Here is a 19903-nt window from a genome sequence, read left to right as displayed (position 1 = left end):
ACAACGCCATCGACGAGCTATTGCCCCACAACTGGACGCCGGCTACACCTGACAAGGTGTGATGGCCAGACGCTTACAGTAAATCGCCTCGGATGTTGGAAAGCCAGTCGGCTTTGAGTTTGTTAACCATAGTTGAGTTTCCAGTGCACTCGTCAAAACAGGAAGGGTGTCAGCGGGTTCTCTTTATCAACGAAAAGGCAGGTTACGAACACAACTTGCGGTGACAACGAGAGTAAAACGCGGGAAAACGGGTCGGAATTGCCCACCGACAGCGGGCGCGGAGCTTATCAAACTACAGGTTAAAAGGTAAGGCGCACGAGACAATAGCAGCGGATTAAACACCACTAATCTACATATTCGATTTATATCTCCTTTTTTATTCATTTTACAGATAACAATTTAAGGCATAACGTAATTCCATTAGATAATAAAGGAAAGCGTTATGTACAAAGGTCTTGGGTTATGTGTTCTATTCACCATCGGTGGTTTTTTGCTCACCGCGCTGACAGGCGACCGCGTCAGCCCGCTGGTGTTTGCTCTGGTGCTGGGGGTCATCGTCGGGAATCTTCCCATGCCATGGAAAAGCCAATCCGTTGAGGCCGGACTGAAATTTTCGACCCGCTGGCTGTTGCGCACAGGCATTGTGCTGTTCGGATTTTCCGTCACCATGCAGCAGGTCTTTGCGTTGGGGCCGCGCATTGTGGTTCTGGATCTGTTGGTCATTGTCACTGTTTTGTTTGTTGGCTACCAACTGGGCACCCGCTGGTTCAAGCTGGACCCGGAGACTGCCCTGCTGACCAGTGCGGGAAGCGCCATATGCGGGGCGGCGGCCATTCTGGCAACGGAAGCCACGATTCGGGCGCGGCCTGCCACTACGTCCATGGCAGTGGCAACGGTTGTATTGTTCGGTAGCCTGGCCATGGTGGTGGAGCCCGTGTTGTTTTCGATGATCGGCTGGGATCAGGGCCTGTATGGCATTTACATCGGTGCCACCGTGCACGAGGTCGCTCAAGTGGTTGCGGCCGGCAATGCAATTGGCCCAGAGGCGCTGGCGAACGCGGTTGTCGTCAAGCTGGTACGCGTGATGCTGTTGGTACCGTTCCTGCTGCTGGTGGGCAGATGGTGGCTCAATCGCCACGCAACCAGACAGGATGGCACCCAATCCGTCGGTAAACTGACCGTTCCCTGGTTCGCGTTCGGTTTTGTGGCGGTGGCGCTGTTTAACAGCGTTGTCACGCTGCCGGAAGCCTTGCACGAAAGCCTGACGCTGACGGGCCAGATCGCACTTACCATGGCTATGGCAGCGCTGGGTTATGAAACGCGCATGTCGAAGCTTCGCGCCCTGGGGATCAAGCCTTTTGCTCTGGCACTGATGTTGTTTGTACTGCTGATCGGTGGCGGGCTTGCGGTGACTCCGATGATTGCACTGGCCTGAAATGCTGGACGCAATCGCCCGGGGTGGGTATTACGACGCTCTGTTAAAAAATCGCTCAAGCCGGGTTGTCAGAAACTGAATGGTGTGGCCGCTGTGTCGCCAGAAATGCCAATACAGCGGAACACTCAGGGCCTGATTTTCTGCAATCATGCCGTAACCCACTCCGGCCAGTGCAAACTGGACAAATCCCTGCGAGGACGGGCACAGGTGATAGCGAAAACCGCCGTGATACCCAAAGCTGTCCATGAACCGATGCTGTAACTGGTCGTTTGGGCCGTAAACGATGGCGGGTGCGCGGCTCAGCGAGTCCAGGCTGATACCGTCTGCGAAGAAGTGGTCCCGAAACTCCGGCGAAGGCCCACGTCCTGATCCTCAATCACCAGATCCATCAGCACATCTTCCTGACTGAACCTAATGCAAATGATTCAACAGTTTCTGGCCCGTCGGGGTTGGCCGTTGTAGCCTTTTTCAATGTGATTCGTGGCAGCCTGGTGGCTTTTTTGCAGGTGCCAGCACTGCGTCCGTGATTTGGTTCGGTGCCATGATGGCTGCCATCGCACTGCATCTTGCCCGTAACGGTCTGCAGGGGCCCATGATCTGAACAGGTTCCAAACCTACGTCGGGAATAAATTCCGGCCCGGCAACGCCCTTGGCCCCTGAGTTCTTATCCGACCGGCTCGATCTTGGCATCGCGTTGCCACAGCATGGAGGCGGTCGGCTTTCATTCAGCGTTCGGGGCTTTCAGCATGCATCCAACCATCGGCCAATACGTTCTATCCTTCATCGCTGTTGCCGGAACGGCAATCGGTATCAGCTTGCCTGCCAATGCGGCTGAATCCACCCGCTTCGAGCGCGGGGCCAAGGTTTACAGCCAGCAGTGTGCGGCCTGCCATCAGGCACAGGGCCAGGGCATACCGGGCTCGTTTCCGCCCCAGAAAAACCACACCGCTGAACTGTACAACGCCACCGACGGCATTGGTGGCCGCCAGTATCTTGGCCACGTGCTGCAATACGGTTTGACGGGGTCCATCGAAGTGGGGGGCACGGCGTACAACGGCAACATGCCCGCCTGGGGCGGTGCCCTCACGAACCAGCAGATCGCGGATGTGCTGAACTACGTGTTGACAGCCTTTGGTAACGAGCAGCGTCTTGCGGGAGAGTTTCAGCCCTACACCGCTGAGGAGATCAAGGCGATTGCGGGCCAGAACCTGTCCGGCAAGGACGTGTACCAGTTGCGACAGGCGGTGCTGGGTCAGTCAGTAGCGCCATCCCGGGAAGGTCCAACCGCCCGGTCGGCCCCAGAGCTGAGCCTGGAGAACGCCATCCGCGATCCGCTTTATGTGGCCGTCCAGAACAGCGGTATTGTAAGAGCCTTACCGTCAAAACAGGCCTGGCCTGGCGTGGCAGGGGCGCACTACGATGCTCTGAGCCCGGATGGCTCTCGCCTGATGGTGTCTGGTTTTAAAACCGGTAATGTCTATGTTCTGGATACGGCCAATGGCGACGTCATGGCCAGTGTGGCGATTGGCGAGGTGGCCCAGGGCGTCAAGATCTCACCGGATGGCCGCTATGGCCTTGCGGTTGCGCCGACCCAGGGCGACGTTGCAGTGATCGACATGAACACCCTCGAACTGGTGAAGAAAATTCCGGTGGGCAAGGTACCCCACAATCTCATCTACAGCGCCGACGGCAAATTTGCCTACGTCACTTTGCAGGGCGAAGGCGCTCTGGCAGTCGTGAACATGCAAACCCTGGAAAAACAGCATCAGATTCCGACGCCGGGGCTTGAGACGCCTCACAACGTTGACATCAGCGCCAACGGCCAACGGCTGTGGCTGCGCGACTTTACGGGCAACGTGGGCGTGATGGACCTGGCCAGTGAAACCATGCTGAAAACCTTCAAGGTGGGCAGTGGGCATGGCGGCATCGACGTGGTGCCCGGCGGGAAATACATCGCGACCGGGGCGATTTCCGCGTCCGCCGTGACCCTGATCGACCCCGAAAGCCTGGAAATTGTCAAGAACGTCGATGTGGGCGTCGGCCCCCATGGCGTTCGCGCCAGCCGTGACGGCCGGTTCATATACGCCTCTGTCACGGCGGATAACCAGATTGCCGTGATTGACAGCCAATCCTTGAAGGTCGTTCGCCGGCAACCCGTGGACGGCAAGTTCCCGTTCTGGATTGCGGTTCCCGGCAACCCGTAAAAAAATGTGGCGACAGGGAATAAACTGAACACAGGCGACGTCTTTGGTTAACAAGTCCACCGATTCCAAACGGGCACACAAAATGCGCAGCACCGGAAGCAAGCAGCAGTTTGACACCCTAGTACGCCCCTGGCGTTACCGGCTGTACGGTGTTGCGCAACGCCAGTCCGCCTCGACTGAAATAGCGGAAGACTATACTCAGGAAACCCTGCTTCGGGCCTGGCGGGATTTTGGCCAGTTGGACGACCAGGTAGCAATCTATGCCTGGCTGCTCAGAATTCTCAACCGTGTGGTTGCCGATGGCTACCGCCGGGACAATCGGCGGCGGCAACTGGCCCCGGTACTCACAACCGAAGACGCCGTGCTGAGCGAACACCCCTGCGCCGCTCCCGGCCCGTTCGAGCAGGCACTGAAACATCAGACCGATGCGCAGGTGATGGCCGCCGTTCGCGACCTGCCGGACAACTTCCGGCAGGTGGTTCTGTTGAGGGACTTTGAAGATCTGAGCTATCAGGACATTGCGCAGATTCTGGACCTGGCGCCAGGCACGGTGATGAGCCGCCTGTCACGAGGCCGTCGCCTGCTGGCCGAGCGATTGATCAAGGTGGCATCCGACAATCCGGCTGCCAGTGACAACACGCACACAAGGGTGACCCCCCATGAGTGATAAGCCCTCTATCACCCCCTCTTCGGAATCCCATCAGTGGTCTGACCTGCACCACCAGATTCAGGACTGGCTGGCGGGCTATGCCGATGGCGAGCTGGATGAGCATCACATCACTCTGGTTGAAGCTCACCTTGCTGGCTGTGAGGCCTGCCGACACGATGCCGAACGCCAGCGGATGCTTTCTGAACGACTACAAGAGATACCCGCGCCCAGATTGTCCCCCGCATTTGCCAAGCGCCTCGACGATACCCTTGCCAGCGTCCAGACCAGCGACAGGCGCCCGGTCGGTCAGAAGCCTCTGGAAGGCCTGAAACACTGGTTGACCCGCCTGAGCCCATCGGCTGTCATCGGAGGCGGCGGCTGGGCGGTGGCCATGGTGCTGGCGGCGATGCTTCTGGTACCCAGCCTGACGCCCGAAGATCCCAATCAGATGGCGGTGGCCAGTCAGATTCCCATGGTCAACGACGTGCTGGCCGATTATCAGCGGGTGGTGGGCAACGATCTGCGCACGCCGTCTGACGACGCCGACCTGTCGCCGCCCATGCAGTGGGCCAATGGCCGCGTTCTGGCCCGTTGGACAACCAGAGTAGGTGGCGAGCCCGCCGAGGCCTACGCCGTGCGGCTGGGCAACAGCCTGATCGTTCAGTACCAAATATCGGAGCGCGTGTTTTTCCGGAATCCGGACGTGCGACAGGCCGTGGCCCGTGCCGGTGATTTTCGAACCCGTGACAACGAGCTGGAAGTTATTGGGTTGCCGATGCGGGCATCGGGCTTACTGGTTGTGGCGCCATCGGGCAATGTGCCACCCATCGACAAGTCAGCGATGAGTGCTTCCTGAACCGACCTCGGTGGTTATTTTCTAATCAATCCCTACACTTAACTCATGCATTCGCAATCAGCCCAACAACAAAACCGGAACCAGTCCGGAGTGATCAACAATGAGGGAAATACCATGTCGATCAATGATTCGCCCGCCATTGCCTCCCAGTCTCCGGCAGAGTCAATCCAAATGAGCCGTCGGCGCCTTTTATTGGGCTCCGCCGGTGCCATGGCGTCCGTCAGTCTGCTGGGGCTCAGCCCGCTGGCCAAAGCCGCAGAGCCCAAAACGCTGCCGGACTACGTTCGCTGGAAAAACGCCAATGACGTCATCGTTCACAGTGCCAACACCATCGAAACCGAACGGGGAGCGATTGGCAGTGGTGTGGTCACTGACAGTGACAAATTGTACGTGCGCAACAATCTGCCAGCCCCGAATGCCGATATCGTTGCTGACCGCGATGCCTGGAAAGTGACTTTTGAAGGCGTGAATGGCCCCCAGTCCCTGACCCTTGGCGACCTTAAAAAAATCGGCGTGGAAACTGTGACCACGGTGCTTCAGTGTTCAGGAAACGGGCGGGCCTACTATCAGCACGGGCCGGGGGGCACCCAGTGGGGCACAGGTGCGGCCGGTTGCCTGATCTGGACCGGTGTGCCATTACGGGAGGTTGTCGCAAAACTGGGCGGCGTGAAACCCGGGATGAATTACATCACCAGCACGGGCGGCGAGAGCCTGCCTGCCGGGCTGGACCCGAAAACCATTATGGTGGAACGGTCCATTCCCCTGAAGGCTCTGGATCAGGCCCTGCTGGCCTGGGACATGAATGATGAGCCCATGCCCCTGGCCCACGGCGGCCCTTTGCGCATGGTTGTGCCCGGCTATTTCGGGGTCAACAACGTGAAATACGTGGATCGGGTGGCGTTCACCGAGGGCCAGTCGGACGCCAAGATTCAGGCCTCCGGCTATCGCATTCGTCCCATTGGCGAGAAAGGAGCACCCGATCAGCCGTCCATGTGGGAGATGCCGGTCAAATCCTGGGTTACCGCCCCCCTGACCACCGCCAGCCAGGGCAAAAACCTGGTGTACGGCGTTGCCTTCGGCGGCATGAATGCTGTCAGCAAGGTGGAGGTGTCAGCCGACGGTGGCGAAACCTGGAAGACCGCCCGCTTCCTTGGGCCCGACATGGGGCGTTATGCCTGGCGGCCGTTTGTGGTGTCGATGGATCTGAGCGCCGGCGATCACCGGATTGTCAGCCGCGCAACCGACACCGAGGGCAATACCCAGCCGCCCACACGCACGGAAAACGAGCGCGGATACGGCAACACCAGTTGGAAAGACCATGGCGTGACCGTCACCGTTTCATAAATGCATGAACCTTGTGGCGGTTCGCCCGCCGGGCCGCCCGTTTCTTTGACCGAACCAGGATTTTCCATGTCACTACGTACACTGTTATTCGCTGTACTTGTCTCTGCGTCTGCCACCGTGATGGCGGATGAACAACTCGAACTGGGCAAGAAGGTGTTCACCGAGCAGGCTCAACCCTCCTGCACCATCTGTCACGCACTGAACGATGCAGGATCGGTTGGCGAAATTGGCCCCAATCTGGACGAGCTCAAACCCTCTGCGGAGCAGGTCCGCAATGCGGTAAAGAGTGGCGTGGGGATCATGCCAGCGTTCGGTGATTCGCTGTCGGAGCAACAGATCGAGGCCGTTGCTCACTACGTTGAATCCGTAACCGGGAAATAAACGCAGGAGGGACCGCCGTGCCGGTCCCGGAGTTCACCCAACCCTGCTGAGTTGCCTAGACCTTGTGCACCTCGTAATAGCGCATCATGCCATTGTCCTCGTGCTCCATATTGTGACAATGGTAAGGATAGAGTCCCGGGAAGTCGGTGAAGGTCAGCGCAATCCGGACCCTCTCTCCGGGCAGCACCAGCACGGTGTCGTGCAGCCCTGAATCCACGATGCCGGCCGCCAACTGCCCGGCAGCTAGTGCATCGGCGTAGCGTCGGCTTAGCACCCTGAACTGCAATCCACGGACATGCATGGGATTCGGTATCATGGTGTTGTTGAAGAACTCACAAACCTCGCTTTCGCCCAACAAAACAACTTCGCCATCGGCCACCGTCGCACCTTCAAACTGACGACCTTTGATGGTAAAGCCTTGCATCAATTTCATGCCAAGCCGGAACAATCGGGGGGGCTGTGATCGTGTCCGGGCGTGGCAGGTCGGCCAGTTCATTGCTCAGCCGTTCAGGGTGTGTGGATATTTACCCCATGTCAAAGCCTAAGTTTGGGATTTGACATTTCCTTGATAAATCCTTCAACAAACCTTGACCCACCATCCAGTCTGGACTTCCCCCACTAAACACGACAACCCCGAGCCTCAAACGGAGGCAAATTGGGCGGCATTGAAGGCCATTCCGAATGTTCGCTTTGCGACCTAAGCATGTCCTGTCTCCTAATAGGGCCTCTCCGTCGACAATGCTGGGCATACTTTTGGGTCGTTTAGCCAAACCGCCCATGTATGCAGCGTACATAGACGCTACCAAGCCCATTGGCCTAGACAGTTGTAGTAGCTCCTCCCCAGCTTAATCTCGCCCGCGCGAAAGCCAGTGTCAGTCTTTCCACGCGCTGAGTTCTGCGATCTCCGGTTTCTTTGAGGGGATTGCCATCAACAAGCCGGGATCGATCATGACTAACGCCGCCAGAGGAGCCCGTACCACGCCGCCTCCAAGCTTCTCAGCTGCATGCGCTGAATATCCTCGGTCGCGACAAAACGGGAGACAAACTTCAGTCACGCGGGATTCCAGATGGAAAAACCTGAACTGAACCTGGCGTTGGAGTCAGCGTAGTGGACCGCGCGGCGGTTATGGGGGCCAAGTCGAAATCAGTTTGCCGTCGTCCTCACAGTTGCGCCGGCACGGCAGCCGTACACGCTATCCGATGCGGGCGCCTCTCATTGTTTCGCTGGATTTTGACGGCCAGGCGCCACCCGCTGGCGAAGATTTGGTGGCATTGGTCCCTCAAAACTCGGTAGGAGCTTGCCAAGCACATCGTGTGCATAAACCTCGTCATAATATTTTTGGAGAATTTTCTCGAAATTCCCGCTCACATCCTTGCGGATTTCACGAAGTTTTTCCGCGGTGGTGGCCATCTATGCTCTTCTCAAACGATGCTGGCAGATCTGGTTTCGTGGCCGATGTTCATGATTAAGAAAAATCGCCGGTCCTAATAGCGTCGACCAATATTGCCAACCTTTCTCTGCCCTCGGCAGACTCGATAACTTCGTTGGGTGCTCTCCTATTGAGAAATGGGACCGGCTTCGTCATAAACAACTCATATCTCTGAGCATCGCCTCCATAAATATGATTTTTGATGTTTTCGCGCAGTTGCCTCTCGGTGGGCGTGGCTCATCACCTGGCAATAGATCCAGATCTAGAATAACAGAGGTTTGGATCGGCATCCCAGAATGGGAATACTGATGAGCAACGGATCGACAGTTACGCCTATTGAGGCTGTTTGCGCCCGATCAAACTATCCACTTAGGTCGGACTGGGGAGGGGATATAAGTTGATCATCGTCGGACTGGCAAAGGTATTTTCTTTGCAGACATTCGGACAGAGGCAGGCAAAAAAATTGCACATTGCTCATTCGGATATAGGTACACAAAAAAATTGCACATCGCTCTTAAAAGCGCATAGGAGAGGGCATGTTGGCGTCGCAGCTCTTGGCGATCAGGGGCTCACGATGCCCTGGTAGGCAGCTATCTCCGCCATCCCCACTTCCCACAGGTATACAACTTTTCGGATAAATTCATATTATTCCTAAAGGATAGTGAGACTAGGGTTATGAAAACTATATGAAAAACGGTGATTAAAATGATGGGCCTGCGACAAAATCGATGGGCGTCCGAAAGTGAACGAAATCGGACTGGGAGGTGCAAATTCCAATGAGCGTCTGATAATCGGGCTAGAGTCTCGGATAAACGAAGGTAAAAATATTGTACGTCGCGTGCCCCGGGCCTTTTGAGGAGGAAGTTGCGGATTCCAGTGGGTGTCCGATAATTGGACAGAATCGCCAATTCCAATCGGTCATCCGATAATCGGGAAGAACCACCGATTCCAGTTGGGGTCCGATAAAGCACATTAGTACTCAGTTTAAAGATGTTCAACCTGTCACGATGATCTCCATTCTGCCGGTTTTATCCTCAAATCTGAACGTTCGCTTTGCGATCGCAGTGCACCGTAACTGCCAGAAATACGCAGTTCCAAGGGTCGGCTTTTTACCAAAGAGCGGCCGATTCTGCTGACCTAAGGCACCATAGTTTTGCCAAAGCGCTCAAACGATGTTCGCAATACCAGTTCGCTGCCTTTTTTAATTTGATGATAGGGCTAAAAAAGTTAACTTTCGGACCCTATAATTCGAGCCTGTAGGACTAAACGTAACTATTTTTGAACGTTTTTCTGGTTTAGCGGGAGAAAGCTCTGCCAATCTCTTGCTCTAAAGGCTTGTTTTATGGGTTTCAGGCAGCCACCCACCCAAAGGTGACGAAATTGAAATGGGATAGATGTGAATTTTGATACACAGCATCCTTCACCTGCCGGCCAAACGCCTCAAAAGACATCACTTGATTGATTCCAGTAAGGTCCAGAAACGCTTCATCGATGGAGTAAACGTCAACTCTCGGCGCCAAGGCCTCCAGGTTCGTCATCACTCGTCGACTCATGTCTCCGTATAGTGTGTAGTTGGACGAGAAGACTTTGATGCGGTGCCGTTGGATTTCCGTTTTGATCAGATGAATGGGCACGCCCATTTTTATGCCCAAAGCCTTAGCTTCTTTTGATCGAGCGACTACGCAGCCATCGTTGTTGGATAGAACCACAACAGGCGTCTCCCTGAGGTCCGGCCGGAACAGCTTTTCACATGATGCGTAGAAGTTATTGCAGTCGACTAGAGCAAAGACCTGATTCATACCGCCGTTGTTACTCAACCCTGGACACCTCGCTTGAGCGACCGGATAACATTGGTGACTACACCGAAGACCTCCATCACCATGTCACCTTCAATGATGATGGGCTTATACGCTGGGTTTCTTGGTAATAATCGAACTGGTAACGGGGAGAGATGGAGCTCTTTCACGGTCATCTCTGATTCCAGACTGGCGATCACGATGTCCCCATGTTTTGCGCGCAGAGACCGGTCCACGACCAGAACATCGTTCGGAAAGACCCCGGCTTCAACCATCGACTCACCCTGCACACGGACAAAAAAGGTTGCTGCAGGGTGTTGGATGCAAAGCTCATTCAAATCGATCGTTTTCTCGACATAGTCCTCCGCGGGCGATGGAAAACCAGCAGAAACCCGCTCCAGGAACATCGGGATCTTCAGTCGAGAGAGGGATTGGTAGTCACCGAGAAAAACACAGGTCATATTGCGCATCCTGATACTGTTTAAATATACAGTATTCTGGTCGATTGAACTGTAGAGATCAACAGGTGAGATCAATGTTGCTCAAGTTGAAGCAACAGAATTTCATCAGGTAGTGAAAATAGGTGAAGTTTTGCGATACTTGTCGTGGATCTACGCAGGACAGGCAAACTCACGGGAGGCCATCTGAGAACCCCCCGGCGCAATGTCCGCTTTTGTTTGACGCCGAAACTGGGAACAGAGTCATTGCAGACAGCCCCCGGAAACCTGAGAGCTAGAAAATTCTGGCTGACTGGGCGGCCTGAACCATGGAATCCGACTGCTTTACTCGGAGGGCGGCAAGACGATGGTGTCGCCTTCTTCGATCACTCCCGTGCCGACGCTCTCTCCGTTCTGGAACCATTCAAGTTCATTGCCGCTTATCTGTGCTGCATAACAGCCGAAGTCAGTCCCCGGGTAACAGACACCCTCGGCTCTGATTTCATAATTTCCGCCGCCAAAAGCGTCTTTGTAGGTGCCGTCTGCCGCGAAATAGCTTGAATAGACGTCGCTGCCCATACTGCCTTTAAAGGTATTGCCGACCAGTGCGACTCTGACCTCGTCAGCGCTGGAGGCGCCAAGCGCGACTCCAGAAAAAACACATGAAACTGTAGTCGCCAAAGCCAAAACGCTGTTTTTGAGAATACGCATACTCAACTCCTGTTGATCGCCAATGTTCTGTTAATTACGGGGCCCCGGTTTAAAGGGCTCAAACGGATATGGATGAGCGCGATATTCCACCCTATATTTGTGGCAATGACAGACCCAATCGACAAAGAAAAACGCTGCTTCCACAGCGGCGGGCGCATTCTTCTCGCCTTTGCCAGCCAGACTGGCACTGCAAAAGCCCTTGCAACACGGATTTATGAACACAACTCATCCATGTGCGATCTGGTAAATCTGGCTGAGATTGCACCCGAGACGCTGGAGCAATACGGGCGCCACATTTTTATTGTCTCGACATTTGGTGATGGAGAGGCGCCCACCGAAGCGCGTCCCTTCGCACAGGCGCTCGAGCGGTCGAGCATCAATCTGGACCAAGTAAAATTTGCGGTGCTGGCTCTGGGTAACAGGCAATACTCAGACTTTTGTGGTTTTGGTAAACATCTGACCCAACAACTGCTTCGTCAAGGCGCGGACCCGCGAGTTCCGACCACCGAATTGCATCGTAATGACGCCGCCGTGTTCAGCCATTGGTGGCAGAAGCTGTCGGAAACCTTTGGCATCGCGTTGGAACCCGATATAAGCGACTGGGAAGTTGCGACCGTGATGGATACGGAGGAGCGAACCGAGTCAGCGCTCGACCTCGTCTTTTATATTCAGTGCCTGGAGCATGAGCAGGCGACGGCTCTTCGCTTTAAGCCCAAACGAAAAAATCCAGAATTCGAGCCATTTGTCGCCGAGATCAACCCGGCCCCCTCGAGTCCCTTTACCCGCATCCGAATCACCACGGACCATACAAAGGTCGATAAGATCGGAACAGCCAAACTACTGCTGTCTGCACAGCCAGGCGATAAATGGCACGTTCAGGTGACAGGCTCAAAAAATGGCGACTGAGCGGCTTCTTTGGGCAAATCGAGAGGGCGTTGGCTTAGGCTCAGTAAAGGCTTATCGCGCTCGTTGCGAAATCAGACGCAGAGGTCGCAAAGCGAACATTCAGATCTTGGGATAATGCCCTGGGCAGTGGGGCAGCGTAAGCTGCGTCAGGCACGTGCAGCGTGTGGTATTGCCACAACTGGTTACATGTGCGGTTACCGCTCAATCGCGATTGATCATTTGCACTGCGCTTCATGGCCAGTCTTCGCTCAACTTTTCTTAATTGGCGCAAGCAACCAATAAAATATCCATGCAAGCCACGATACAAAAATTATGAGCAGAATCCAGGCCAGCTTTTCGCCACCGCTAGTCTTACTCGAGCGCAGAATAATTATTATCGGCAGCAACCAGCCAATAGTTACAATAAGGAATGTGACTGTGAAGTTGAGATCTGAACCTTCCATACGCGTTAGTACCCTCGACTAAACATAGACATTTAACGCGTCCATAACGGGCCGGTCTGGAGCGGAACGGAAAACCCCGTTGAAGCGCTGATTAAATCATTTTCGACGCCAATTCTTTCGCCTTTTCCGCCAAAGCAATCTCTTTCTGCATCGCGTAAATCAGTTTGCGAAAGGCATCCTCTGCTACGCTTAAATCCTTTTTAATTGGTTTTCGATCGTGGGGTAAAGGGTGACCCAGCAATTCCCAGATTAGCCCCTCAGCTAAAGCTACTTCCTCGACATTTCGAGAGCGGTGCGTCTCCCAGTCGCCCGAAGGTCTTTCTCTACAAATTTCTTCGTGTGTATCGTACCCCAGCCCAATGTTTACAAACCCGGGCTTGTCAGGATGCGTTAAAAGGTAGATAACGCCTGCATTAATCCTTTGTTTTATTTCTTCGGGATCTCGTTCACCGACTCCGCACTCAGGACAGCCTTGACCTTCCCCCACAAAACTTGGTGTCGTGCGCCATTGATGACCATTAATGCATCGAAAATTAGCCTTTCCACTAATAACACTTCGCACGTAACCTAAAAGGGTGATGCCTCGACCTTCCAGTCGTTTTCTGATCGATGCTGTATAGGCATAGACACGATCCGGCAAAGGCCCTGGTTCTGGCCGGACACCAGCTTTCTTTGCTGCATCTAATCCTTTCTGCACTTGGCTCCAGTCCATCCTTTCAACTTCAACTCCATATCGGCACGGAATGTCTGCGAAAGGTGTTGTCCCCCAAAAAACCGACTCGGCCCAATACGGATCAGAGACCGCATGGAATTCCTTCAATTCCCATTTCTGCCCAGTTTCATTTACGATTTGGCCCGTATATCCTTCGTGGTTGCAATTGTGCTCGGTCAATCTGTGTTGGGGTTTACGGGTCGTTATTCCGATTTTGTAAAGGTCAGGATCCGACGGGTGTATTAATACATAGATATAACCTGACTTCATTTTACCCTCTGTATTCGTCTGGGGTCAGAGCAAAAATCCATTGCAAACCTCTGACCTAAACTCGTAACTCCTTGGACACATAACAAAGCACAGCGGCGACTGGTAACGGTCCGGTGACCAAAGGCCACGCACTGATGCGCCTGGTTATGTGGGCCCAGCTATTTCCTCTAGGTTCATGATTAAATCGTGTTTCACCAATCTGGTGGTGCCGTCAGCTCTTTCTACTCGATATGATTGCGGCGTTACTTTTATGCAGGTAACGCCATTTTCATACTCGACTTCATAGTGGCCCGTTGCAAAGACGACGTTGTAAGTTTTGCCTACTTCCATCTCGAAATCCCCTCTTAACCTGAACCCTCATTAACGGTATCAGGTTTTGTTCGAGGAGATTTTCATGCTTGTAACTGTTCCCACTGACACCATTAATGAAATTTAATGCTCTGCCATGAGCTCAGTGCACATATCGCCAGCGCACAACGGCGTGATCTTGCACAGATTTGGCCAAAACTTTCGGCACTGAGCTCTTCACAGGTGTATTGCTAGAGGCAGGTGTTTGCCTTTTTCGAGAGATTTTGGAGGGCTCACTGGAGCGGCGTGAATGTCCGATTTTGTTGAACGTTCTCGTGAGGTCTCGGAGGGTCGCAAAGCGAACGTTCAGTCGGAGCGCAAAACCATAATCAATTGTTAGAGATTCGCCAACTATTGCTCATTCTCTAACCGGTCCCAAGCATTTAATCAAACTGCTGGCCTGCCCAGAATCGTTGAACCATTAGACCGGTCTGGTTCTAAACAAGTTGAAAATGAGTTCAAGCAGGTGAAGTATCAACAAAATCTGATGCATTCATCGTTTCATATGGTGTCGAATCAACTTGGACTGAAGGGATGCCACCCAATCCATGTTACTAAGACTGTGTGTTTTCACCCTGATGATTATCGGGGCTGCTTGCAGTGTCCAATCGCAACCCGTGAACGCTCAAGAGAGCGAAGGCCTGACGGTTAATTTAACCAGCGAGGCCATTGAAGCTGCGGTTATCTCTGAGGGGGCTATTTGGCTGAAACTTACACCAAGTGGAAGTAGCCAACTGGCTGCCACAGCAAAGGACAACCTGGGCAGTCAGGTAATGATCCACGTGCTCGGCCATGCGGCTCTTTCAATGATGGTCGTGCAAGATATGGCATCGGAACGATTGGTCATTAGGAACCCATCACCAGAGCTTAAAGCCGTGCTCACATCATTTATCCGGCACAGCAGGACAACTGTTTTACATCCTTGGTGAACGTTTGCGCACAGAGCTTGAGTGCTTCAACCATGGTCAAATAAGGGAACAAGTCATCGCCGATTTCCTGAACGGTCAAACCTGCTCGTAACGCCATCACTGCCGTTTGGATAATTTCACCGCCTTCCGCTGCGACAATCTGCACCCCAAGCAAACGGCCTGAGTTGCGCTCTGCCACCATTTTAATAAATCCTTGGGTGTCAAAGTTTACTAGCGCACGCGGCACGTTTTCCAAGTCGAGCAGCCTGGTGTCCACGCTATAACCCCGAGCAACTGCTTCGGCTTCAGAGAGGCCAACGGTGGCGACTTGAGGATCGGTAAACATGACCCCGGGCATGGCACTGAGGTCGAGTTTGGCCTCGCCTTCCGTCATGTTGATGGCGGCCCGGCTGCCCCCGGCAGCGGCGACATAGACAAACTGCGGTTGATTGGTGCAGTCTCCGGCAGCGTATATTCCGGGGACCGTGGTTTGCAGATGCTCATCCACCTGAATTGCGTCGCGTGAGGTTTCCACGCCAATGCTCGCCAGGTTCAGGTCCTCGGTATTGGGAGTTCGACCGGTCGCCACCAGCAGTTGATCGGCTCGCAAGGTGCCGGCAGGCGTCTCGACGATGAACTCGTTGTCGCTATAGTCCACGTTGCTGGGCAAGGTCTGGCTAAGCACCTCAATACCTTCGCGCTTGAACGCTGCATCCATAGCTTCCCCGATTGCGGGGTCCTCACTGGACAACAAACGGCTCCGGGCCAAAACGGTAACCTTGCTGCCCAGTCTGGCGAATGCCTGAGCCAATTCCAGGGCAACGAAACCGGCACCAATCACGATCAGCCGTTTGGGAACGGTATCCAGCGCCAAGGCACTGGTTGATGTCAGGTAAGGAGTGTCTGCCAGCCCCGTTATTGGCGGTTCTGCCGGTCTGGCTCCGGTTCCAATAAAGGCGCGATCAAAATGAACCGGTTTTTCACCACCCTCAGCCAACGTGACTAACAGGCTATTGGTGTCGAGAAACCGGGCCTCACCGTTCAGGACTGTGATGTCCTTGTGTTCTCGAAGTATCTTTTCGTACTTGGTGTCACGCAGCTCCTCCACTCGTGCCAGCTGTTGCTGAAGCAGTTTCGCTCGGTCTACCTCAGGAGCCGCAGCACTGATGCCCGCGTCAAAAGGGCTTTCTTTTCGAAGATGCGCGATATGTGCTGCACGAATCATAATCTTCGAGGGCACGCAGCCAACATTTACGCAGGTGCCGCCGACGGTCCCACGTTCAATCAGGGTGACGCGGGCACCGCGCTCTGTTGCCTTCAAGGCAGCCGCCATGGCGGCTCCGCCACTGCCGATTACAGCAATATGCAGTTTTTGGTCATTTTTCACTCGGGAAACTCCTTGGGGCTTTGGAATTGCTCTCGTAGCTGGCGTCATAGTGTTTTTTCCGCCAGAACGCATAGACCGTAAGGCCGATGAATACCGCCAGTGCCGGAAGAAGCACATAGTCGAGATAACCCGTCAGGGCGGCCAGTCCCACGGTGGACATAAGAATGACCAGAATCGGTGTGAAGCAGCATAGTGCAACCAGAATAGTCCCTACTATGCCAACTCTGAGCAGGTTCTTCGGATTCTTCATTGCCCCTCCGGGGTCGCCTCTGAGGCCGTGGGAGTGGAGGGGTAACCAGCGTCGCTCGTGGCCTCGGTGAGCGCCTCTATGGAAGTGAGCGCATCGTCAAAGGTGACGACGGCTTCTCGATCAGGGTAGCTCACGGAAACTTGCGACACCCCTTCCACCTTACTTAAGGCCAGCTTGACGGTGATCGGACACGCAGAACAGGTCATGTCAGGCACCGAGAGAGTCACTTTTTGAGACGCAGCCCAGGTGGACATGCTGAGCAAAGTGAGGAACATGGCAAGTACAAGCTGTTTACGCATGAGGAAAATCTCCGTTTAGTAGAATAGGGGCAAAATGTAAGGGAACACTAAAGCGACCAGTACCAGAGCCGTAACTACCCAAAAGATCACCTTATAGGTCTTTCGGACTTGAGGGATCGCACACGTTTCACCGGGTGAGCATTGCTCTACAGGGCGATAGATTCGTCGCCAGGCGAGGTACATGGCGACGATGGCCGCGCCAATGAACAGCGGTCGATAGGGCTCCAAAGCTGTCAGATTGCCGATCCAGGCACCGGAAACGCCCAGAGTGATAAGTACCAATGGCCCGAGACAGCAAGCCGAGGCGAGAATTCCAGCAACCCCCCCGACAGCGAGAGAAGCACCTCCGGATTTAGATTTGAATTTCGACATGACGTTTACACCTGTTGCCCATGGACTTGATGAGATAAGGTTACTTCCGTAGTCAACTACGGAGTCAAGCAGCATGTCGGTTAAAGCCAATTCAATGACTATTGGCGGCTTGGCCAGGGCGGCCAACGTAAATGTAGAGACGATCCGCTATTACCAGCGGCGTGGTCTGTTATCGGAACCCAAGCGGCCTCCGGGTGGCATTCGACGCTACGGTTTCGCCGATATTGATCGGTTGACCTTTGTGAAAACGGCGCAGCACCTGGGTTTCAGTCTCGATGAGATAAGCGACCTCCTACGGCTGGAAGATGGCACCCACTGTGAGGAAGCCAGTGCGCTCGCCGAGCACAAGCTGAAGGATGTGCGTGAAAAGATCGAAAGGCTGGTCAAAATTGAGATGGCTCTGAGCGATATGGTCAGTCAATGCCACGCACAGCCGGACAGCATCGCGTGCCCGCTCATTGCTTCGTTACATGAGGGAGGTATTGGGACAAGAGGCCAAAAGGGTTAGCTTCTGAACCAATCAACCTCTTGGGTTCTACCCGGTTTCCAAGGACGGCTTTAAAACGTCCGTGGACTTACCCCGGTGCAGTAATTGAAAACCAGAAAGACCTTTTCAGCGCGCGGCTCAAGATGGGATCACCGGACGTATACCGCTTTTTGGTCAATTCGATTGTTTCTGAATGTCCGCTTTTGTTTAGGTGGCGCATGGGATGCAAGATGGTCGCAAAGCGGACATTCGGATCGGAGTCGCAAAGTTTAGGTTCTAGGCTTTAGTGTTTAAATGCTGTTGCGGAACGTCCACTTTTTGCTGTGAAGGCTTTGGTGATCCCACGGCTCTCGCAAGCTCTCTTCTGGGTTGAGCATACTTGCAGGCCTTAATCGCTGCATAGTTGTCCGGCGGTACGGCACACGTAAAATCGTCGAGATCGGTCTTGCTACCTCTCCAGCGCTCTGGCACTCTTCTGTTGCACACTTAGTCTGAAGCACTGATAAAACCGAACTTAGACCTTTAAAATGATAGAGTAAAGCAGACAGCCCTTGGAATTACTATTTATATAAAATTGCGATCTCCCCGAATTTTTATACGAATAACAATTCACCTTTTATGAATTTTTATTCGCCTACTTGAAATTATTTCTGAGATAATTATGGACGGAAAATCATTAGTCTATGCACCCAAGTGGTTTAAGCTCGCATCTATCGGCGTAATGCTTTTGTCCTTCATGGTGTGTGTTTATGTAATATTATTTTATATTGGAATAGAACAAAAGGAGGATTGGATTTTATTAGCTTTAGCGCTAGCTCAAACCTCAATGGCTGGTGCATTATTTGTTCTGTTTGTCATGTTTTCTTCAAGAGAGGCGAACATAAAAGTTTTGAAGTCAAAGAATAAGAATTTTTTAGATGAGATACTTGTGTCTGCCCTCAAAGACTCTTTTGTTTCTTCGGGAAAAAATGAGGAAGAACTTTCAGTTCAAATCGTAGATAGGCAAAAATCCTGGTACTCAAAGTTATATAAGATTTCTCTCAAAGACTCACTGGCCATAGAATTTGCAGCTTTTTTAAATATAAAACGGTTTCAGGCATTCTTTTATCTTCCTGCTGATAAATTCGAAAACGAAGATCAAGTGTATGAATCGCTAAAATATGAACTTGAAAGACCAAGAGCACTTGGTTATCAATTTGATATATACCTAAAATTTGAGGAGCGGTTCAATATGAACTGCTGGACAGTAGGCATCCACAAGGAGCTAGTAGATGATTTTGAGTTTCTGGAAATCCCAACACTCAAACTCTACTGGGCGAGTGACATTGCTATGATGATCTCTTCGTTTCTTTTATTGAAACGAAGAACAAATATACCCCTTCTGTAGTCATCCTCCATGAGTTCTGCTCCAAGCGAGCGACGGAAGACAGATTTCAATGGGAATTGCCATGCCTGCCTCTTGTGAGCGATCACTTTAGCATTAAATATGCCTATCAAGTGCCATAGCTAGCTCAAAAATCGATCGAAAGGTGAGAAGCGCTAAAGTCCGCTTTTGTTTAGCTGGGCCCGGAGTATGCCCTGGGCGCAAAGCGAACATTCAAATGGTGTGATAACGCTTGCAGCACGCGCGGCTTTGTAATGGCGGCGCCGCCGTAATGGAAAAGACGTCGTTGTGCCTGAGATTGTTATGCTGCACCATGTTAGTCGCAGTAGCCTACAATCTTTTGAAGCGATGTTGACGCTAAGCCTGTTTCACCGCTGTTATTGTCGATACTTTGCAATTAAATCCCTTACTTTTGGTGCATCTTTTATTCCAAAAAATTGGATATCTTTAACTTCCGATGTGACAGAACCAATTTTTACAGTACCGAGGTTTAGAACTCTCTCGAAGACACCTTGATTAAGATGAATACTACAAATATCCTTCGTAGATACTTCTCGTGTTGATTGGGAGAGAATCCCAGTTCGCGTCATTACTCTCTTCGTGGTAACCGTATATACGGTCTTTTTTCTTCCAATAAAGATCAGTAAAATGAACAAAATTCCAAGTCCAAAAAGAGGCGCCAGTAAAATGCCAATAAAGTATCCACCAATCTCATTATAGTGAGATGGATTTCCTGTCCATATAGTCTTTTCGGTCTCTTGGGCTACACAATTCGAAGGTTCTCGTTTTTGATTCGCCGCTTGGCTCCCATCGAGAACGGCGATTTTCAACCCAGTTGTCCAAATGACCGCGTTTAAGCGGCCAATTTATTGCGCTCTATTTCCTGCAATTTGC

Annotated in this window: 22 protein-coding genes and 1 pseudogene; 10 read left to right on the top strand and 13 right to left on the bottom strand. The window is 52.9% G+C overall.

What is annotated here, in order from left to right:
* Positions 1-442 precede the first annotated feature (442 nt).
* Positions 443-1435 (top strand): YeiH family protein, encoded by a 993-nt coding sequence (locus tag MLC70_RS16905; protein ID WP_069184684.1) that lies wholly within the window; start codon positions 443-445, stop codon positions 1433-1435.
* Positions 1436-1465: 30 nt separating this feature from the next.
* Here the strand turns inward: MLC70_RS16905 and MLC70_RS16900 are convergent, their stop codons facing one another.
* Positions 1466-1681, bottom strand: a complete 216-nt coding sequence (locus tag MLC70_RS16900) for an ArgP/LysG family DNA-binding transcriptional regulator (RefSeq protein WP_069184685.1) — start codon at positions 1679-1681, stop codon at positions 1466-1468.
* Positions 1682-2181: 500 nt separating this feature from the next.
* On the opposite strand from MLC70_RS16900, the gene MLC70_RS16895 reads away from it, so the two are divergent.
* From MLC70_RS16895 to sorU, 5 genes are all read left to right on the top strand, one after another.
* On the top strand, positions 2182-3639 hold the full coding sequence (locus tag MLC70_RS16895; protein WP_248185497.1) for a cytochrome D1 domain-containing protein: 1458 nt from the start codon (positions 2182-2184) through the stop codon (positions 3637-3639).
* An 82-nt stretch (positions 3640-3721) separates the two neighbouring features.
* Positions 3722-4306, top strand: a complete 585-nt coding sequence (locus tag MLC70_RS16890; protein WP_141697240.1) for an RNA polymerase sigma factor — start codon at positions 3722-3724, stop codon at positions 4304-4306.
* Positions 4299-5144, top strand: a complete 846-nt coding sequence (locus MLC70_RS16885) for an anti-sigma factor family protein (RefSeq protein WP_069184688.1) — start codon at positions 4299-4301, stop codon at positions 5142-5144. The genes MLC70_RS16890 and MLC70_RS16885 overlap by 8 nt, the downstream gene beginning before the upstream one ends.
* A 114-nt stretch (positions 5145-5258) precedes the next feature.
* Complete coding sequence (gene sorT / locus MLC70_RS16880) at positions 5259-6488, top strand: SorT family sulfite dehydrogenase catalytic subunit (protein ID WP_083231865.1); 1230 nt, start codon at positions 5259-5261, stop codon at positions 6486-6488.
* Positions 6489-6554: 66 nt separating this feature from the next.
* On the top strand, positions 6555-6869 hold the full coding sequence (gene sorU / locus MLC70_RS16875) for a SorU family sulfite dehydrogenase c-type cytochrome subunit (RefSeq protein WP_069184689.1): 315 nt from the start codon (positions 6555-6557) through the stop codon (positions 6867-6869).
* Between the two features lie 55 nt (positions 6870-6924).
* On the opposite strand, the gene MLC70_RS16870 is transcribed toward sorU, so the two are convergent.
* The 5 genes and pseudogenes from MLC70_RS16870 to MLC70_RS16850 all read right to left on the bottom strand — a co-directional run bounded on the left by MLC70_RS16870 (position 6925) and on the right by MLC70_RS16850 (position 11243).
* Positions 6925-7302: a multicopper oxidase domain-containing protein gene (locus MLC70_RS16870; RefSeq protein ID WP_069184690.1), complete on the bottom strand. Its 378-nt coding sequence runs from the start codon at positions 7300-7302 to the stop codon at positions 6925-6927.
* Between the two features lie 780 nt (positions 7303-8082).
* Positions 8083-8280, bottom strand: coding sequence for a hypothetical protein (locus tag MLC70_RS16865; RefSeq protein ID WP_248185495.1), 198 nt, complete (start codon positions 8278-8280; stop codon positions 8083-8085).
* A gap of 1419 nt (positions 8281-9699) precedes the next feature.
* Positions 9700-10098, bottom strand: a pseudogene (locus tag MLC70_RS16860) (Y-family DNA polymerase); the annotation flags it as partial.
* 14 nt (positions 10099-10112) lie between these two features.
* Positions 10113-10556 carry a translesion error-prone DNA polymerase V autoproteolytic subunit gene (umuD, locus tag MLC70_RS16855; RefSeq protein ID WP_248185494.1) on the bottom strand — a complete coding sequence of 148 codons (444 nt, stop codon included), beginning with the start codon at positions 10554-10556 and terminating at the stop codon, positions 10113-10115.
* A 321-nt stretch (positions 10557-10877) separates the two neighbouring features.
* Positions 10878-11243, bottom strand: a complete 366-nt coding sequence (locus tag MLC70_RS16850) for a hypothetical protein (RefSeq protein ID WP_248185492.1) — start codon at positions 11241-11243, stop codon at positions 10878-10880.
* 72 nt (positions 11244-11315) lie between these two features.
* Between MLC70_RS16850 and MLC70_RS16845 the strand changes: the two genes are divergently transcribed.
* Positions 11316-12149: a flavodoxin domain-containing protein gene (locus MLC70_RS16845; protein WP_248185490.1), complete on the top strand. Its 834-nt coding sequence runs from the start codon at positions 11316-11318 to the stop codon at positions 12147-12149.
* A 248-nt stretch (positions 12150-12397) separates the two neighbouring features.
* Here the strand turns inward: MLC70_RS16845 and MLC70_RS18775 are convergent, their stop codons facing one another.
* Together MLC70_RS18775 and MLC70_RS16840 are read right to left on the bottom strand one after the other, a co-directional pair.
* Entirely contained in the window at positions 12398-12592 is a 195-nt protein-coding gene (locus MLC70_RS18775; RefSeq protein ID WP_062785069.1) for a PLDc N-terminal domain-containing protein, read from the bottom strand.
* A 91-nt stretch (positions 12593-12683) separates the two neighbouring features.
* A complete protein-coding gene (locus MLC70_RS16840) occupies positions 12684-13574 on the bottom strand; it encodes a GIY-YIG nuclease family protein (RefSeq protein ID WP_062785071.1) in 891 nt (296 codons plus the stop codon).
* Between the two features lie 896 nt (positions 13575-14470).
* Here MLC70_RS16840 and MLC70_RS16835 point away from each other — a divergent pair.
* Entirely contained in the window at positions 14471-14851 is a 381-nt protein-coding gene (locus MLC70_RS16835; protein WP_156484284.1) for a hypothetical protein, read from the top strand.
* Here MLC70_RS16835 and merA read toward each other — a convergent pair.
* From merA to merT, 4 genes are read right to left on the bottom strand one after another with little or no spacing between them, the layout of a single operon-like run.
* Positions 14811-16265, bottom strand: coding sequence for a mercury(II) reductase (gene merA / locus MLC70_RS16830; RefSeq protein WP_227510562.1), 1455 nt, complete (start codon positions 16263-16265; stop codon positions 14811-14813). The genes MLC70_RS16835 and merA overlap by 41 nt on opposite strands.
* The gene (gene merF, locus MLC70_RS16825; RefSeq protein WP_014575810.1) at positions 16207-16467 is read right to left on the bottom strand and encodes a mercury resistance system transport protein MerF; all 261 of its coding nucleotides are present in this window, start codon (positions 16465-16467) and stop codon (positions 16207-16209) included. The genes merA and merF overlap by 59 nt, the downstream gene beginning before the upstream one ends.
* The gene (merP, locus tag MLC70_RS16820; RefSeq protein WP_062785075.1) at positions 16464-16766 is read right to left on the bottom strand and encodes a mercury resistance system periplasmic binding protein MerP; all 303 of its coding nucleotides are present in this window, start codon (positions 16764-16766) and stop codon (positions 16464-16466) included. Before merP ends, merF begins: the two co-directional genes overlap by 4 nt.
* 15 nt (positions 16767-16781) lie before the next feature.
* Positions 16782-17138, bottom strand: coding sequence for a mercuric ion transporter MerT (gene merT, locus MLC70_RS16815; RefSeq protein WP_104271913.1), 357 nt, complete (start codon positions 17136-17138; stop codon positions 16782-16784).
* Positions 17139-17211: 73 nt separating this feature from the next.
* On the opposite strand from merT, the gene merR reads away from it, so the two are divergent.
* Complete coding sequence (merR, locus tag MLC70_RS16810; protein ID WP_062785079.1) at positions 17212-17646, top strand: mercury resistance transcriptional regulator MerR; 435 nt, start codon at positions 17212-17214, stop codon at positions 17644-17646.
* 640 nt (positions 17647-18286) lie between these two features.
* Entirely contained in the window at positions 18287-19012 is a 726-nt protein-coding gene (locus tag MLC70_RS16805; protein ID WP_248185489.1) for a hypothetical protein, read from the top strand.
* 374 nt (positions 19013-19386) lie between these two features.
* On the opposite strand, the gene MLC70_RS16800 is transcribed toward MLC70_RS16805, so the two are convergent.
* Positions 19387-19839 (bottom strand): PH domain-containing protein, encoded by a 453-nt coding sequence (locus MLC70_RS16800; RefSeq protein WP_248185487.1) that lies wholly within the window; start codon positions 19837-19839, stop codon positions 19387-19389.
* Positions 19840-19903 lie beyond the last annotated feature (64 nt).

Origin of the sequence: Marinobacter goseongensis (assembly GCF_023156235.1) — a bacterium.
In the GTDB taxonomy this organism is placed as follows: Bacteria; Pseudomonadota; Gammaproteobacteria; order Pseudomonadales; family Oleiphilaceae; genus Marinobacter; species Marinobacter goseongensis.
Note: the sequence above shows the minus strand (reverse complement) of the source record. Positions and strands in the feature narration are given on the sequence as shown.